This is a genomic window from uncultured Pluralibacter sp., assembly GCF_913775985.1.
Classification (GTDB): Bacteria; Pseudomonadota; Gammaproteobacteria; order Enterobacterales; family Enterobacteriaceae; genus Pluralibacter.
In genome coordinates, this window is record NZ_CAJYMB010000079.1 from 1 (window position 1) to 15,330 (window position 15,330).

A 15,330-nucleotide genomic window follows, 5' to 3' on the forward strand; every position below is an offset into this window, starting at 1 on the left:
TAGCCGCGCTCCGTTATCTGACGGACGGCTTCTTCCTTAAATTCAGGGGTAAATCGTGGTGTGCCCATACGCTCCTCCTATGCTCAAACTATAGAGCAGGATCGTCTACCGGGGTGGGGTCAGTCCACATTGCTACGTTTTGCTTTTCTTGATTTTCTTTTGGGCACAGCCTTGGGTACAAACTCAAAAGGAATGCTTAAAAATTGCGCGTGCAGTTTGGATTGCTCTCCCGACAAAATCATTGCGGTTGAGCTTATGGGCCTTAAGAGACAGAGGATAGTATACCAACAGGTTTTTAAGAGCTCTCATGCACGTTCGCCTTACACGTCACTGCCTTGAGAAAATGAGTGTGACAGGCGGCAAGGCGTGGCCACTTTCCACCCCGTCAGGATAGCCTCCAATTATCTTATTATACCGCTTTATTTCAGAGCAAAAGTACAACGTCGGTGCTATCGGGGCGATAAAATAAATACCATCATCGATGTGATTTTTCGCGTAAGGGAAACTTTTTGATACTTTTTTGTGGACACGCGAAAAAATATTGGCGTAAAATCACGACTATCATTGACAGTGATAGGAAATGGTCGTGAAAAAATCTAAAATTGCAGATCTAATCGTTCAGCATGTTCCAAAACAACTCATCATGGCCCTTTCCGACGCGATTTACGCGGCGTCAAAGCGTTCTTTTGATTCTGCAAAAAAGAAAAGCCAAGGGCACAGAGCAACTGCGCTTGGCCTTGAACGCTATCTTAATTTGAATGAAACCATTCATGAAGTGTTCGAGGCGAATGGCTGTCACCCGGGGAAATTGTGTGGCAACCGTATTGTAGAAGGCCATAGCGGTATCTTCACCCTTGCTCGCGAAAGCTACAACGACAATCAGTGGAAGAAGCTTTTTCGTAGTAAACGTAAGCAAACGCTCATTGCTGAGAACGTATTTGTGGAAAAAGTGGTGCAACCGGATTTATTCTCCGATGGTTCTGATGTGCCAAAAGCTACACTGTTCGTAGTATGCCGTTTTTCCGGTTCGTTGCAGACCCAGCCTGAATCTCCTATGTCAATTGAGCTTGTTGTTCCAAGTTCTGATGGTAAGAGCTGGGTATTCCATGAGCCACTTGAACTTTTTTTAACCAGATATGATGTAGTTCCGTCCCAAGAAGATAATGCATTCCCTGGGCTCAAAAAGGGCATTATCAAAAAAGATGGAACCGAGGAAGATGATGTATGAGCCGAGGCATCGCTGAATTTCAACCGGATAGGCTAGTGCAAGTACTAGCCGCCCGGCGGCTTTCACAAACTCAATTAGCTACGATGGTGGGCGTATCACCAGCAACCATTAGCAAATGGCGTTCCGGTCAGCAGGCTCCAGAATCTGAGGCTTTAGAACGTCTGGCTACCGTCGTAAATGTTACTCCTGAATGGTTTACGCGTCCTCTGTTGCCGCGGATGTCAAAGCCCCTGTTCAGAAGTAATGCATCAGCTCATGTAGCAGCACGAGCAATGTTAGAAACGCGAATCCATTGGGCTAATGAATTGGTTACTAAGCTGACTGATTTTGTAGATCTGCCGGAGCTAAAATTACCGCACCGTAGTTTTAAAAATATCGATGAAATTAGTGATGCAGATATCGAAGATGCCGCTAATGAGTGCCGTGCCCTTTGGAATCTTGGTACAAAGGAAATACCGGACCTTGCTTTAGCCGCAGAGAGTAACGGTATTATCGTTGTCAGAGAGGAAACAGGTGTCGCGCAGATTGAAGGGCTTTCCGCTTGGAGTAATACTCTAAGTGTTCCTTTTGTTCTCCTCTCTTCCGATAAAGGTAATGCTTTTCGCAGCAGATTTGACCTTGCTCACGAAATTGGACATCTGATCCTTCACCGCTACGTTGGCAACGAGCTCGAAGCTGAACGTTATAAGCTGAAGGAGAGCCAGGCTCATAAATTTGCGGGGGCGCTGCTGCTTCCTGCCGAGACATTTGCCGAAGAAATTAGAACGCCGGTCACATTAGATAGCTTGCTTTTAATTAAACAACGCTACGGTATTTCTGTCGCGGCAAGCATCATGCGTTTGCATGTGCTGAATATTATTACGGAAGAAGAGAAGCAAAATCTTTATAAACGCCGTTCAGCACGTTGGGGAGTGAAATCAGAGCCGGGAGATGATTATCGTGAGCCTGAAAAACCACGTTTGTTAAAACGTACTATTGAATTGCTGGCGTCTTCTGGAATTATTTCAGTTGAACGGCTTGCTGCATTTGCGGGATTGTCTGCTATCGATGTCGAAATGATGGTTGGTTTACCCGAGGGCTATCTGACCGGCAAGAAGGCTGCTGTTGTGCATCTGGCAAAATTAAAATCGATGCTGGCTGAGCGGCGTGACGAGCAGGCTAACGAGCATAAAGGAGCTTTGGTACAATTTACGAGACCATCTAAGCGCTCTAATTCTTAATGTCCACGTAGCCATGCATGTTAAATGCATGGCTTTTTTTATAATAGAAACAATTATGGACGGATTAGTTACAAAGCTCGCCAAAGATCTGCGAAGTGTTTTTGAAGAAAACTTCGATTATTTTGATGAGTCGGGAGTGCCATTCTTCAGCATGTTTCCTGAGAATTGTTGCCAAGGTGCATCTGTATTTCTGGGGATGCTTCTTAGCCACTTTTTTACGCGCGATATCATAAAAGTGGTACATGGCTCTACTCGCAATAGGTTATATCATCATTTTTGGGTTGAGGTTGATTCAAAGATCTATGATCTTACCTTGGACCAATTCCATAAAAATATGGGGGATAAGTATACTGAGATAGAATTTCCAGCATATGGCGCAGATAAACATCCGCTAAGACAATACTTCTTCTATAAAGAAAAAATGAGTGCGGTTTTGGCTTTTTCAATCTTCGTACAAAAACATGCGAATCTGGAAGAGATACTACCTACATACCAATTTATTTGTAGAGAACTCGAGGTTATGGGATGGAAAATCTCATCCCCGGAATAAACTAAATACTTCCTGCGACATTTATCGATAAACGCTTTCAGATTGTGCTGTTCATAGTATATTACCTTCGCAGAAAACCGGAGCGGAGCCAGCAGTTGGCGATAACGGTGCGTATTGTTCCATTTACAAAGTGTCTTTTGGTTATCCGTAGCATCCCGCATACCTCGTATAGAGTTAGTAAATCATCATCTGTTTCACCGGTTTTATTCATGATGCTCATTGCTTTATGCTCGGAGGGAAATTTTATATTTCACCATCAATGGGCCTAAAAGGTTCGGATTTAATGAGTTCTCTTCGGACTTCGCGGGACAAATTGAAGGTACAAAAAAGCCCGCATGACTTACGCCATGCGGGCTTTCAGGACTTCATCGGATGACTCTGGTAATCACCGATGGAGAATTTTGGTGGAGCTGGCGGGAGTTGAACCCGCGTCCGAAATTCCTACATCCTCGGTACTACATGCTTAGTCAGTCTTTACATTCGCTGGCCAGCTGCGGACAGACACGCCACTGACAAACTAGCCTGATTAGTTTTAACGCTTCAACCCCAGGCAGGGCCTCCACGCGATCTCTTTTGGGTTTGACTTCTCTTTGATCCCCGTCTTAAGAGCGGAAGCTAGGGAGAGAAGGCTCAGAGCAGGTTATTAAGCTGCTAAAGCGTAGTTTTCGTCGTTTGCGACTATTTTTTGCGGCTTTTTACGAGGCCAACCGCCCCTCGGCATGCACCTTGGGTTTCGCAAATCCCGTCGAATCCAGAATCAGCCCCAATGTGTTTCAACAGTATAGCAGACCTTGAGAAGAAACTTCTACCGCTATCAAAGGGATATGCGGTCAGTAAATGCGCACTCGGCCTGCCGGCAGGGCATTAACGCCCCGCGTTCTTCATGATGCGTTCTTTATCGCGCGCCCACTCCTGCTGTTTCAGGTCGGAGCGCTTGTCGTGCTGCTTCTTACCTTTCGCCACGCCAATTTTGACTTTGCACCAGGCGTTCTTCCAGTAGAGGGAGAGCGCAACCACGGTGTAGCCGTCGCGGTTGATGCGGCCATAAAGGTTATCCAGCTCGCGCTGGTTGAGCAGCAGCTTGCGGGTGCGGGTAGGATCGCAGACATAGTGCGTGGAGGCGACCGCCAGCGGCGTGAAGTTAGCGCCGAACAGGTAGGCTTCTCCGTCTTTCAGAATGACGTAGCTGTCGCCGATGTTGGCTTTGCCAGCGCGCAGGGATTTGACTTCCCAGCCCTGCAGCGAGAGGCCAGCTTCGAACTCTTCTTCAATGAAGTATTCATGGCGGGCGCGTTTGTTCAGCGCGATGGTAGCAGATCCAGGTTTGTGGGGTTTTTTCTTGCTCATAATATCCTGAAGTCGTCTTTACAGTATCTTGCCTCAAGCTGTCCCGCGAGGCGCAATGGGCTATCTTAGCACGAGTTGCGGTGCGGCGTTTTTTTTCGCAGGGTATAAATGATATTATTTACGCCGTGTATATGACCGGAAATAGCCATGCCCCAGATTAGTCGTACAGCGCTGGTGCCCTTTAGCGCGGAACAAATGTACCAACTCGTCAACGACGTGAAATCCTATCCTGCTTTCCTGCCGGGCTGCACCGGCAGCCGGGTGCTGGATGCGGATGCGACGCAGATGACCGCCGCTGTGGATGTCTCGAAAGCCGGGATCAGCAAAACCTTTACCACGCGCAATACGCTGACCCGAAATCAGAGCATCCTCATGAATCTGGTGGACGGGCCGTTTAAAAAGCTGATTGGCGGCTGGACCTTTATTCCGCTGAGCAGCGACGCCTGCAAAATTGAATTCCAGCTGGATTTTGAGTTTACCAATAAGCTTATCGAGCTGGCCTTTGGCCGCATTTTTAAAGAGCTGGCATTGAACATGGTGCAGGCATTCACCAACCGCGCGAAAGAGGTTTACAGTGCCGGCTAATATCCGTCTGGAAGTGGTTTATGCGCTTCCCGAGAAGCAGTATCTGCTGCAGGTCAGCGTGCCGGAAGGCGCCACCGTCGAGCAGGCGATAATTGCCAGCGGGCTGGTTGAGCTGCGCACCGATATCGATCTGGCAAAGAATAAAGTGGGTATCTGGAGCCGCCCGGCGAAACTGGGCGATGAGGTCCACGAAGGCGACAGGGTGGAGATCTACCGCCCGCTGATTGCCGATCCCAAAGAGCTTCGCCGCCAGCGGGCGGAGAAGGCCGCAAAATAAAAAAGCGCTCATTGAGCGCTTTTTTTTGTCCGTCAGCCAATCAGTTATCTTTCGTTAACGCCGGCTTGTTGTCGATATTGGTCAGTACGCCGCCGCTGTTGAAGGTCAGCGTCAGGGTTTGCTGGGTCACTTTTTCATGGCCCGGCTGCTGTCGGAAGACGTAGAACCAGGTATTGGTGCCAAACGGATCGGACATCATCGGCGTGCCCAGCGCGTAGGCAACCTGCTGTTGCGTCATTCCGACGCGGATTTTCGCAACGTCGGTTGGGGTCAGGTAGTTGCCCTGATTAATGTCAGGTCGGTAAACCACGCGTTCCAGAGTGGAGCAACCTGCGGTCAACATCAGTAGAACCGCTGCGGCAGCAGTCAGCATTTTACAGCGCATAGTGATTTCATTCCTTTTCGGGCCTGAGCAGTTCACGGCTCATTTATAATATGCCGATGATAATAGACCTTTCTTCACAATTAAACCTTGTCGTCGGTCTGTTAGCGTTTTTTTGCTGACAACTCAGACTCCCCGATCCCGAAAAAGTTTATGCCGCCAGCAACTCTTTGGCATTCGCCAGGGTGTTGCGGGTCACTTCATTGCCGCCCAGCAGGCGGGCCAGCTCCTGGAGGCGAGCGCGTTTATCCAGCGGCTGCATCCGGGTTTCCGTCATGGCGCCGTCGGTCTCTTTGCTGACAAAGAAGTGGTGGTGGCCGCAGCCGGCAACCTGCGGCAGGTGGGTAACGCACATGACCTGGGTGGAATCGCCGAGCTGGCGCAGCAGCTGGCCGACCACCGCGGCGGTCGGGCCGCTGATGCCAACGTCCACCTCATCAAAGATAAGCGCCGGGGTTTCCATTTTGCGGGCGGTGATCACCTGAATCGACAGCGCAATGCGCGACAGCTCGCCGCCGGAGGCCACTTTCGCAATCGGCTGCAGTGGCTGGCCCGGGTTGGTGGTAACGCGAAATTCAATGCGGTCCGCGCCGTCAGCGGTCAGGTGCGACTCTTCAAAATTCACTGCGATAGAGAACAGGCCGTGCGGCATCGACAGTGAGTGCATACTTTCGCTGATCAGCGCGCTCAGCTCGTCGGCACCGGCCTGGCGCAGCACGTGCAGCTGCCGCGCGGTTTCCAGAGCCTGGGCGTGGTGAGTGTGCACCGCCAGGCTGAGGGTTTCCAGCGAGTCGGCCTGATCGTCAAGCTGCTGCTGCTCGTCGAGCATCGACTGGTGAAACGCCGGCAGCTCCTCGGGGCGAACATGGTGCTTGCGCGCCAGCGAGATCTGGCGGGCAATGCGCTGCTCCAGCTCGAACAGGCGGTTCGGATCGAGGTCGAGGCGGTCGCAGTAGTGGCGCAGCTCGTCGCTGGCTTCGCTAATCTGGATTGCGGCTTCTTCGAGCATGTCCAGCACGCCGGAGAGTTTGCTGTCCATGCCCGCGAGCTCGCCGAGCAGCTGGCGCGCGGTATAAAGCTGGCTCTGCAGGTTACTGTCTTCGCCGTCCGCCAGCAGGCTGAGCGCGTTCTGGCTGGTGCTGAGCAGCTGGCCGCTGTTGGCCAGCCGCTTGTACTCTTCGTCAATTTGTTCGAATTCGCCGGGCTGCGGCTGAAACTCGTTGAGCTCTTTGAGCTGGTACTCCAGCAGCTCGGCGCGGGCAGCGCGCTCCTGACTCAGCTGCTGATGATGGGCGAGGGCACGGCAGCTCTGGTGCCATTCGGCGTACTGCTCGCTCATGCGCTGAGTTAGCACTTGCTCACCGATATAGCCATCCAGCAGGGTTTTCTGGTGTTCGGGTTTCACCAGCAGCTGGTGCGCGTGCTGGCCGTGGATCTGAATCAGCAGCTGGCCAAGTTCGCGCAGCTGGGATACCGGCACCGCGGTGCCATTGATAAAGCCGCGGGAGCGCCCGTCGCTGCTGATGACGCGGCGAAGTAAACACTCACGACCGTCTTCGAGCTGGTTTTGCTCAAGCCAGCGCAGGGCGGCGGGGGTGTCTTTGAGATTAAAGCGGGCACACAGGTCGGCACGGCTGGCACCGGCGCGGATGATATCGCCTTCCGCGCGGTTGCCCAGGCACAGCCCGAGTGCATCAATCGCGATAGATTTGCCTGCACCGGTTTCACCGGTGATCGCCGTCATGCCGCTGTGAAAATCGATTTCAAGCTCGCGTACGATTGCAAAATTGCTGATGGTCAGTTGTGCCAGCATAGCCGTCTTCCTGTATGAAAAACCATAACTGTGTTTGTATACAGTATAAACTGGTTTTTTATACAGTAAAGAGGCTGGATGCTTTTCAGAACAATTTTTTTGACCAGCCCAACTTAGAGCTCAACGTATTGAAATAGTTGTAATCTTTGGGATGAATCAGATTCAGATGGTAGTCACAGCGGCGAATCAGTACGTCTTCGCCCTCCTGGATGGGCAGCGCAATCTGGCTGTCGCAGCTGATCTCCAGGTCGTTGCGCGGATGGGCAAAACGCAGGCGGATCGTGCTGCTGCTGTTGATCACCAGCGGCCTTGCGGTAAGCGTGTGCGGGAACATGGGCACCAGGGTGATGGCGTCGAGGGACGGCGTAAGAATGGGGCCGCCCGCCGAAAGAGAGTAGGCGGTTGAACCGGTAGGCGTGGAGATAATCAGCCCGTCCGAGCGCTGCGAGAAGGCGAAAATCTCATCAATATAGACTTCAAACTCGATCATGTGCGCGACCTTGCCGGGGTGCAACACCACTTCGTTAATGGCGGTGCTGATGCGCTTCTGACAGTCCTGCTGGCACACCTGCGCTTCCAGCAGAAAGCGCTGCTCGGTGATATAATGACCCTCAAGCACGTCAGCTAATTGCTGCTGGGCATTGTCCGGATCGAGGTCGGTCAGAAAGCCGAGATTGCCGCGGTTGATACCGATAACTTTAATGTCGTAGCGGGCCAGCGTGCGCGCCGCGCCGAGCATGTTGCCGTCGCCGCCGACCACGACGGCCAGATCCGCCTGCTGGCCAATTTCGGCCAGCGTGCCGGTGGCGACGCTGTTAAGCTGCAGCTCGCGGGCAATCTGCTGTTCGACGATGACGTTAAACCCTTTGGCGGTGAGCCAGCGGTAGAGCATTTCATGTGTGGTCAGCGCCGTCGGGTGGCGGGGATGGCCAACTATCCCGATACACTTGAAATGATTATTCATTGTCTGGTGATCCTTGTGCCAAATGAAGAGTGACAATATGCCAGCTTCCCTTGAAACGCGCGAAGCAATCCCCATAATAAGCGAAGTTAGCGAGATAAATACGAAAAAACGCGGAGAAATTCATGAGTAGTCAAGATCAGAAAACGCCTGAGGGACAAGCCCCGGAAGAGTTCATCAAGGAGCAGCAGGAAGAAGTCGAGGCCGTTGAGGCTGAAGCGACTGCTGGGCAGGTGGATCCGCGCGATGAGACCATTGCCAACCTTGAAACGCAGCTAACCGAAGCTCAGAACCGCGAGCGCGACAGTCTGATGCGCGCCAAGGCCGAGATGGAAAACCTGCGCCGCCGCACCGAGCAGGACGTTGAGAAGGCGCACAAGTTTGCGCTGGAGAAGTTCGTCAATGACCTGCTGCCGGTGATCGATAGCCTCGATCGCGCGCTGGAAGTGGCGGACAAAAATAATCCTGACCTGGCACCGATGGTGGAAGGCATTGAGCTTACCCAGAAATCGATGCTCGACGTGGTGCGCAAGTACGGCGTGGAAGTGGTTGGCGATACTAACGTGCCGATGGACCCGAACGTGCACCAGGCCATTGCGATGGTGGAATCTGAAGAGGTTGCGCCGGGCAACGTGCTGATGGTGATGCAGAAAGGTTACACCCTGAACGGCCGCACCATCCGCGCAGCAATGGTGTCTGTCGCCAAAGCGAAGGGCTAAGCGCCCCCGCTTCGATCCTCTCCCGCCCGGGAGAGGATTACTCTTTTACACTCTCCCGAATCGGCTTCACCGGCATCACCTTCACCTGCTTAATCATATTGTCCTGCACGTCGAGGATAGTGATGTCGTATTGGTCAATACGCACGCGGGTACCCGCCAGCGGAATCTCTTCCAGCGCTTCCAGAATCATGCCGTTGATGGTGCGGGCTTCATCTTCCGGAAGATGCCAGTTAAAGGCTTTGTTCAGCTCGCGCACGTTGGCACTGCCGTCAATAATCACCGAACCGTCATTCTGCGGCGTCACTTCTTCCGCCAGCGTAGGGGACATAGAAGTGGTAAAGTCACCGACAATCTCTTCCAGAATGTCTTCCACTGTCACCAGCCCCTGAATATCGCCGTACTCGTCGACCACCAGGCCGACTTTCTTCTTGTTGCGCTGAAACTTCACCAGCTGAGTGCTGAGCGGGGTGCCTTCCGGCACAAAGTAGATTTCATCTGCCGCCCGCAGCATCACCTCTTTGGTGAACTCTTTTTTCTCGGTCATCAGGCGATAGGCTTCGCGCACGCGCAGCATGCTGATGGCGTCATCCAGCGAGTCGCGGTACAGCACGATACGCCCGTGGGGAGAGTGGGTCAGCTGGCGAACGATGGATTTCCAGTCGTCGTTAATATCAATGCCGACGATTTCGTTGCGTGGCACCATGATGTCGTTAACGCTCACCTTCTCCAGATCCAGCACCGACAGCAGCATGTCCTGGTTGCGGCGGGAGATTTGCGAGCGGGATTCGTTCACCAGCGTGCGCAGCTCGTCTTTGCTCAGCGCGGAGCTCATGGCGATATCGGTTTTTATGCCCATCGCGCGCATTAGCAGGCGGGCAATGGCGTTGAGCAGCCAGACAATCGGCATCATCAGCACCTGCAGCGGTGCCAGCAGGAAGCTGCTCGGATAAGCGACCTTTTCCGGATAGAGGGCGGCAATGGTTTTGGGCAGCACTTCGGCGAACAGCAGCACCACGAAGGTTAAAATCCCGGTGGCGATAGCGACGCCCGCATCGCCGTACAGGCGCATGCCGACAATGGTGCCGATGGCCGAGGCGAGAATGTTGACGAGGTTGTTGCCGATAAGCACCAGACTTATCAGGCGATCCGGTTTGCGCAGCAGCTTTTCAACGCGCTTTGCTGCTTTGTTTCCTTGCATGGATTTATGACGCAGCCGGTAGCGGTTTAACGTCATCATGCCGGTTTCAGAGCCGGCGAACCAGGCCGAGACGACCACCATCACGATGAGCGTAATGATTAGTGTGGTGGTTGAGATATGTTCCAACGAAAATTCCTTAAAGACTTAACTAATAAACTGCTGAAGGACGCGGCTACCGAAGTACGCCAGCGTCAGAAGACCTGCGCCAGCCATGTTGAACCAGACGACGCGGCGGCCGCGCCACCCTTTATGATAGTGCCCCCACAGCAGCACGATGTAGACAAACCATGCGAAAATCGACAAAACCGCTTTATCGAGATTTTCAACGCTGAAGAGGTTATGCAGGTAAAACAGGCCGGTGCAGAGTGTGAGGGTAAGCAGAACCACGCCAACCTGGGTGATGTGGAACATCTTGCGTTCGATGCTCATCAGCGGCGGCAGTTCGCTGCTGAAGGTCAACTTTTTATTTTTGAGCTGATAATCAATCCACGCCAGCTGCAGCGCGTAGAGTGCGGCAATGATCAGCGTCGCATAGGCAAACAGCGACAGGCCAATATGTACCAGCATGCCCGGCGTGGTTTCCAGATGGGTAATAAACGCGTTGGGCATAAAGGTAGCAAAGGCGAGATTAATCAGCGCAAAGGCATACACAATTGGCAGCAGGAGCCAGCCGCGGTTGCGCGAGGCGACAATCGTCATTACCGCGCAGATGATCAGGCTCACCAGCGAACTGATATTCAGCAGGCTCAGGTTTTGCCCCATTCCGCTGTCGGGGAAAATGCGCGCGTGGAGCGCGAGCCCGTGGCAGACGAGGGCCACCACTGCCGAAATAATCGCCATGCGCCGCCAGCCGCTGTTTTTTTGCAGCAGGCCGGGAACGATCAGCGCCAGGCTGATGGAGTAGGCAACAAGGGCGAGCAGAGCAAAAACAGGCATAGGGATGTCGATGTTGGCGTGTAATTAAAGAGAAGTAGTATACCGTTACGCGACTCCGGCTCCAACCGTTGCATCACAACTGGTCTTCTGTCGTGTTATACTCGGGCAAATTTCTGTCTACGTGTCGCGCTTAGCGGCCACCGTTTCCACCTCAGGCGAGAGACAATGTTTGATAATTTAACCGATCGTTTGTCGCGTACGCTGCGCAACATCAGCGGCCGCGGACGCCTTACCGAAGACAACATTAAAGATACCCTGCGCGAAGTGCGCATGGCGCTGCTGGAGGCCGACGTCGCGCTGCCGGTGGTGCGTGATTTCATCAGCCGCGTTAAAGAGAGCGCGGTGGGGCATGAAGTTAACAAGAGCCTGACCCCGGGCCAGGAATTCGTCAAAATCGTGCGCCAGGAGCTGGTGTCGGCGATGGGCGAAGAGAACCAGAGTCTGAACCTGGCGGCGCAGCCGCCGGCTGTGGTGCTGATGGCGGGCCTGCAGGGTGCGGGTAAAACCACCAGCGTCGGCAAGCTCGGCAAGTTCCTGCGCGAGAAGCACAAGAAGAAAGTGCTGGTCGTTTCTGCGGACGTCTATCGCCCGGCGGCGATCAAGCAGCTGGAAACGCTGGCCGAGCAGGTCGGTGTCGATTTCTTCCCGTCTGACGTTGCCCAAAAGCCGGTAGACATCGTTAACGCCGCGCTGAAAGAGGCGAAGCTGAAGTTTTACGACGTGCTGCTGGTGGATACCGCCGGTCGCCTGCACGTTGATGAAGCGATGATGGACGAAATTAAGCAGGTCCACGCCTCCATCAAGCCGGTCGAAACCTTGTTTGTCGTTGACGCCATGACCGGTCAGGATGCGGCGAATACTGCGAAAGCGTTTAACGAAGCGCTGCCGCTGACCGGCGTGGTGCTGACCAAAGTGGACGGCGACGCCCGCGGCGGTGCGGCGCTCTCCATTCGCCACATTACCGGCAAGCCGATCAAGTTCCTCGGCGTGGGTGAAAAGACCGACGCGCTGGAGCCGTTCCATCCGGATCGCATCGCTTCGCGCATTCTGGGGATGGGCGACGTGCTGTCGCTTATCGAAGATATTGAAAGCAAAGTTGACCGCGCTCAGGCCGAGAAGCTGGCGAGCAAGCTCAAGAAAGGCGACGGCTTCGACCTGACTGACTTCCTCGAGCAGCTGCGCCAGATGAAAAACATGGGCGGCATGGCCAGCCTGATGGGCAAACTGCCGGGCATGGGCCAGATCCCGGACAACGTGAAATCGCAGATGGACGATAAAGTGCTGGTGCGTATGGAAGCGATCATCAATTCGATGACGCTGAAAGAGCGCGCCAAACCTGAAATCATCAAAGGTTCCCGCAAGCGCCGCATCGCCGCCGGCTGCGGGATGCAGGTGCAGGACGTTAACCGCCTTCTGAAGCAGTTCGACGACATGCAGCGGATGATGAAGAAGATGAAGAAGGGCGGCATGGCGAAAATGATGCGCGGTATGAAAGGGATGATGCCGCCGGGTTTCCCGGGTCGCTAAACTTCCGGCCGCTGCGCAATTTACCCTCGCAGCGCCCGCATTCATTGCAGGCGCCTCAGCGACAGCGCGGCGTGTGGCGATTAAACCGTCCGCACGCCGCGCTCTTTTCACCCTCTGCAGCAACTGCTGATTGCATTTTCTGCAGAAATCAGTAAAATTTTCGGGCTTTTAATATGACACCGGGCTCCGTTCCTCGATGGGGCCCGGTGTTTTATTCACACAAGAGGATGTTATGGTAACTATTCGTTTAGCACGTCACGGCGCCAAAAAGCGCCCGTTCTACCAGGTTGTCGTTACTGATAGCCGTAACGCACGCAACGGTCGCTTCATCGAGCGCGTTGGTTTCTTCAACCCGATCGCTTCTGCGAACGAAGAAGAAACTCGCCTGGATCTGGATCGTATCGCTCACTGGGTTGGCCTGGGCGCTACTGTTTCCGATCGCGTTGCGACGCTGATCAAAGCCGCTAATAAAGCAGCTTAATCTGTCACGGTGATCATGATGAGCAAGCAACTCGCCGCAAAAGCACCCGTTGAGCCGATTGTTCTCGGCAAAATGGGCTCTTCCTATGGCATTCGTGGTTGGCTCAGAGTGTTTTCCTCCACCGAAGACGCCGAAAGCATTTTTGACTATCAGCCCTGGTTTATCCAGAAGGCGGGTCAGTGGCAGGAGGTCGAGCTGGAAAGCTGGCGCCACCACAATCAGGATCTGGTCATCAAGCTGAAAGGCATTGACGATCGGGATGCCGCGAATCTGCTGACGAATTGCGAAATTGTCGTCGATTCCTCGCAGCTGCCTGCGCTCGAAGAGGGTGACTATTACTGGAAAGACCTTATGGGCTGCCAGGTAGTGACCGCTGAAGGCTACAGCCTCGGTAAAGTCATCGATATGATGGAAACCGGGTCAAACGACGTTCTCGTCGTGAAGGCAAACCTGAAAGATGCATTTGGTATCAAGGAGCGGCTGATTCCGTTCCTCGATGGGCAGGTTATCAAGAAAGTCGATCTCACTACTCAAACCATTGAAGTAGATTGGGATCCTGGTTTTTAAATCTCCGGATTAACGGTAAAAGACGGCGCTATGTGGATTGGCATAATCAGCCTGTTTCCTGAAATGTTCCGCGCGATTACCGACTACGGGGTAACTGGCCGGGCAGTAAAAAATGGCCTGCTGAGCATCAAGAGCTGGAGTCCGCGTGATTTCGCTCATGACCGGCACCGTACCGTGGACGAACGTCCTTACGGCGGCGGACCGGGGATGCTAATGATGGTACAACCCTTGCGGGATGCCATTCATGCAGCAAAAGCCGCGGCAGGTGAAGGCGCGAAGGTGATCTATCTTTCACCTCAGGGACGCAAGCTTGATCAAGCGGGCGTCAGCGAGCTGGCCACCAATCAGAAGCTAATTCTGGTGTGTGGACGCTACGAAGGGATAGACGAGCGCGTAATTCAGACCGAGATTGACGAAGAATGGTCTATCGGCGATTACGTTCTTAGCGGTGGTGAGTTACCGGCGATGACGCTGATTGACTCGGTGTCCCGGTTCATTCCGGGCGTACTGGGCCATGAGTCATCGGCAACAGAAGATTCCTTTGCTGAAGGATTTCTGGACTGTCCACACTATACCCGTCCTGAAGTGTTAGAAGGGATGGAAGTTCCGGCAGTATTACTGTCCGGTAACCATGCCGAGATACGCCGCTGGCGCCTGAAGCAGTCGCTGGGCCGGACCTGGCTGAGAAGACCTGAACTTCTGGAAAACCTGGCTCTGACTGAAGAGCAAGCAAGGTTGCTGGCGGAGTTCAAAGCGGAACACGCACAACAGCAGCATAAACATGATGGGATGGCGTAAGCCCCCGAGATATCAGTTTACCCAGGATAAGAGATTAAATTATGAGCAACATTATTAAGCAAATCGAACAAGAGCAGATGAAGCAGGACGTACCTTCCTTCCGCCCGGGCGATACCGTGGAAGTGAAAGTATGGGTTGTTGAAGGTTCCAAAAAACGTCTGCAGGCATTCGAGGGCGTGGTTATCGCTATTCGTAACCGCGGTCTGCATTCTGCATTCACTGTTCGCAAAATTTCCAACGGCGAAGGCGTAGAGCGTGTATTCCAGACTCACTCTCCGGTTGTAGACAGCATTGCTGTTAAACGTCGTGGTGCCGTTCGTCAAGCTAAACTGTACTACCTGCGTGAGCGTACTGGTAAGTCTGCTCGTATCAAAGAGCGTCTTAACTAAGATTCGCTTAGGCGACATCCAGCGAAAAGGGCTGACCGCGAGGTCAGCCCTTTTTTATTGCAAATGCGATGTAATGTACGCATTTGTATTAACTGCGACCTCATCCTCCAGCCTGAACCGCGGTAGCCGGTGCAGGTTTAACGATATAGCGTGCCAGGCTCTCGTGAGTCACAAAAGTGCATCCACACTGGATATTCTGGCACTGATGATAGCGCTCTTTTGTCTCTGCGCTAAGGTAACGGCTTGAACGGGCGTGAGCCGGCTTCTGGCAGATTGGGCAATGCATCATCGTAATTCCCTCCTTTGCGTTGTGTACAGGAAGAATATTACGCCATTAACTTGCAAATGCAAG

Annotated in this window: 18 protein-coding genes and 1 other RNA gene; 11 read left to right on the forward strand and 8 right to left on the reverse strand. The window is 53.3% G+C overall.

The window, feature by feature from the left end:
• Positions 1–580: 580 nt before the first annotated feature.
• From QZ766_RS08335 to QZ766_RS08345, 3 genes are read left to right on the forward strand one after another with little or no spacing between them, the layout of a single operon-like run.
• Entirely contained in the window at positions 581–1,228 is a 648-nt protein-coding gene (locus QZ766_RS08335) for a hypothetical protein (RefSeq protein WP_297200090.1), read from the forward strand.
• Positions 1,225–2,448, forward strand: a complete 1,224-nt coding sequence (locus QZ766_RS08340) for an XRE family transcriptional regulator (RefSeq protein ID WP_297200093.1) — start codon at positions 1,225–1,227, stop codon at positions 2,446–2,448. Before QZ766_RS08335 ends, QZ766_RS08340 begins: the two co-directional genes overlap by 4 nt.
• 28 nt (positions 2,449–2,476) lie before the next feature.
• Entirely contained in the window at positions 2,477–2,998 is a 522-nt protein-coding gene (locus QZ766_RS08345) for a hypothetical protein (protein WP_297200096.1), read from the forward strand.
• Between the two features lie 402 nt (positions 2,999–3,400).
• Here QZ766_RS08345 and ssrA read toward each other — a convergent pair.
• Together ssrA and smpB are read right to left on the reverse strand one after the other, a co-directional pair.
• Positions 3,401–3,763: a transfer-messenger RNA gene (gene ssrA / locus QZ766_RS08350) on the reverse strand.
• Between the two features lie 99 nt (positions 3,764–3,862).
• Positions 3,863–4,345 (reverse strand): SsrA-binding protein SmpB, encoded by a 483-nt coding sequence (gene smpB / locus QZ766_RS08355; RefSeq protein WP_297200099.1) that lies wholly within the window; start codon positions 4,343–4,345, stop codon positions 3,863–3,865.
• 147 nt (positions 4,346–4,492) lie between these two features.
• On the opposite strand from smpB, the gene QZ766_RS08360 reads away from it, so the two are divergent.
• Together QZ766_RS08360 and QZ766_RS08365 are read left to right on the forward strand one after the other, a co-directional pair.
• Complete coding sequence (locus QZ766_RS08360; RefSeq protein WP_297200101.1) at positions 4,493–4,930, forward strand: type II toxin-antitoxin system RatA family toxin; 438 nt, start codon at positions 4,493–4,495, stop codon at positions 4,928–4,930.
• Positions 4,920–5,207, forward strand: a complete 288-nt coding sequence (locus QZ766_RS08365; protein ID WP_297200103.1) for an RnfH family protein — start codon at positions 4,920–4,922, stop codon at positions 5,205–5,207. Before QZ766_RS08360 ends, QZ766_RS08365 begins: the two co-directional genes overlap by 11 nt.
• Before the next feature lie 40 nt (positions 5,208–5,247).
• On the opposite strand, the gene bamE is transcribed toward QZ766_RS08365, so the two are convergent.
• The 3 genes from bamE to nadK all read right to left on the reverse strand — a co-directional run bounded on the left by bamE (position 5,248) and on the right by nadK (position 8,366).
• Positions 5,248–5,592 (reverse strand): outer membrane protein assembly factor BamE, encoded by a 345-nt coding sequence (bamE, locus tag QZ766_RS08370; RefSeq protein ID WP_297200108.1) that lies wholly within the window; start codon positions 5,590–5,592, stop codon positions 5,248–5,250.
• A 148-nt stretch (positions 5,593–5,740) separates the two neighbouring features.
• A complete protein-coding gene (gene recN, locus QZ766_RS08375) occupies positions 5,741–7,402 on the reverse strand; it encodes a DNA repair protein RecN (protein WP_297200111.1) in 1,662 nt (553 codons plus the stop codon).
• An 85-nt stretch (positions 7,403–7,487) separates the two neighbouring features.
• The gene (gene nadK, locus QZ766_RS08380; protein WP_297200114.1) at positions 7,488–8,366 is read right to left on the reverse strand and encodes an NAD(+) kinase; all 879 of its coding nucleotides are present in this window, start codon (positions 8,364–8,366) and stop codon (positions 7,488–7,490) included.
• Between the two features lie 122 nt (positions 8,367–8,488).
• Here nadK and grpE point away from each other — a divergent pair, with 122 nt between their 5' ends.
• Positions 8,489–9,082, forward strand: a complete 594-nt coding sequence (gene grpE, locus QZ766_RS08385) for a nucleotide exchange factor GrpE (protein WP_297200116.1) — start codon at positions 8,489–8,491, stop codon at positions 9,080–9,082.
• A 37-nt stretch (positions 9,083–9,119) separates the two neighbouring features.
• Here the strand turns inward: grpE and QZ766_RS08390 are convergent, their stop codons facing one another.
• Together QZ766_RS08390 and QZ766_RS08395 are read right to left on the reverse strand one after the other, a co-directional pair.
• A complete protein-coding gene (locus QZ766_RS08390; protein WP_297200119.1) occupies positions 9,120–10,406 on the reverse strand; it encodes an HlyC/CorC family transporter in 1,287 nt (428 codons plus the stop codon).
• Between the two features lie 18 nt (positions 10,407–10,424).
• A complete protein-coding gene (locus tag QZ766_RS08395) occupies positions 10,425–11,216 on the reverse strand; it encodes an inner membrane protein YpjD (RefSeq protein ID WP_297200123.1) in 792 nt (263 codons plus the stop codon).
• A gap of 165 nt (positions 11,217–11,381) precedes the next feature.
• On the opposite strand from QZ766_RS08395, the gene ffh reads away from it, so the two are divergent.
• From ffh to rplS, 5 genes are all read left to right on the forward strand, one after another.
• A complete protein-coding gene (gene ffh / locus QZ766_RS08400; RefSeq protein WP_297200125.1) occupies positions 11,382–12,743 on the forward strand; it encodes a signal recognition particle protein in 1,362 nt (453 codons plus the stop codon).
• Between the two features lie 232 nt (positions 12,744–12,975).
• A complete protein-coding gene (gene rpsP, locus QZ766_RS08405) occupies positions 12,976–13,224 on the forward strand; it encodes a 30S ribosomal protein S16 (RefSeq protein WP_110277455.1) in 249 nt (82 codons plus the stop codon).
• Positions 13,225–13,242: 18 nt separating this feature from the next.
• Positions 13,243–13,791 (forward strand): ribosome maturation factor RimM, encoded by a 549-nt coding sequence (gene rimM / locus QZ766_RS08410; protein WP_297200238.1) that lies wholly within the window; start codon positions 13,243–13,245, stop codon positions 13,789–13,791.
• 30 nt (positions 13,792–13,821) lie between these two features.
• A complete protein-coding gene (trmD, locus tag QZ766_RS08415) occupies positions 13,822–14,589 on the forward strand; it encodes a tRNA (guanosine(37)-N1)-methyltransferase TrmD (protein ID WP_297200131.1) in 768 nt (255 codons plus the stop codon).
• Between the two features lie 41 nt (positions 14,590–14,630).
• Positions 14,631–14,978, forward strand: a complete 348-nt coding sequence (gene rplS, locus QZ766_RS08420; RefSeq protein ID WP_297200134.1) for a 50S ribosomal protein L19 — start codon at positions 14,631–14,633, stop codon at positions 14,976–14,978.
• 100 nt (positions 14,979–15,078) lie between these two features.
• On the opposite strand, the gene QZ766_RS08425 is transcribed toward rplS, so the two are convergent.
• The gene (locus QZ766_RS08425; protein WP_297200137.1) at positions 15,079–15,267 is read right to left on the reverse strand and encodes an ogr/Delta-like zinc finger family protein; all 189 of its coding nucleotides are present in this window, start codon (positions 15,265–15,267) and stop codon (positions 15,079–15,081) included.
• Positions 15,268–15,330: the final 63 nt, after the last annotated feature.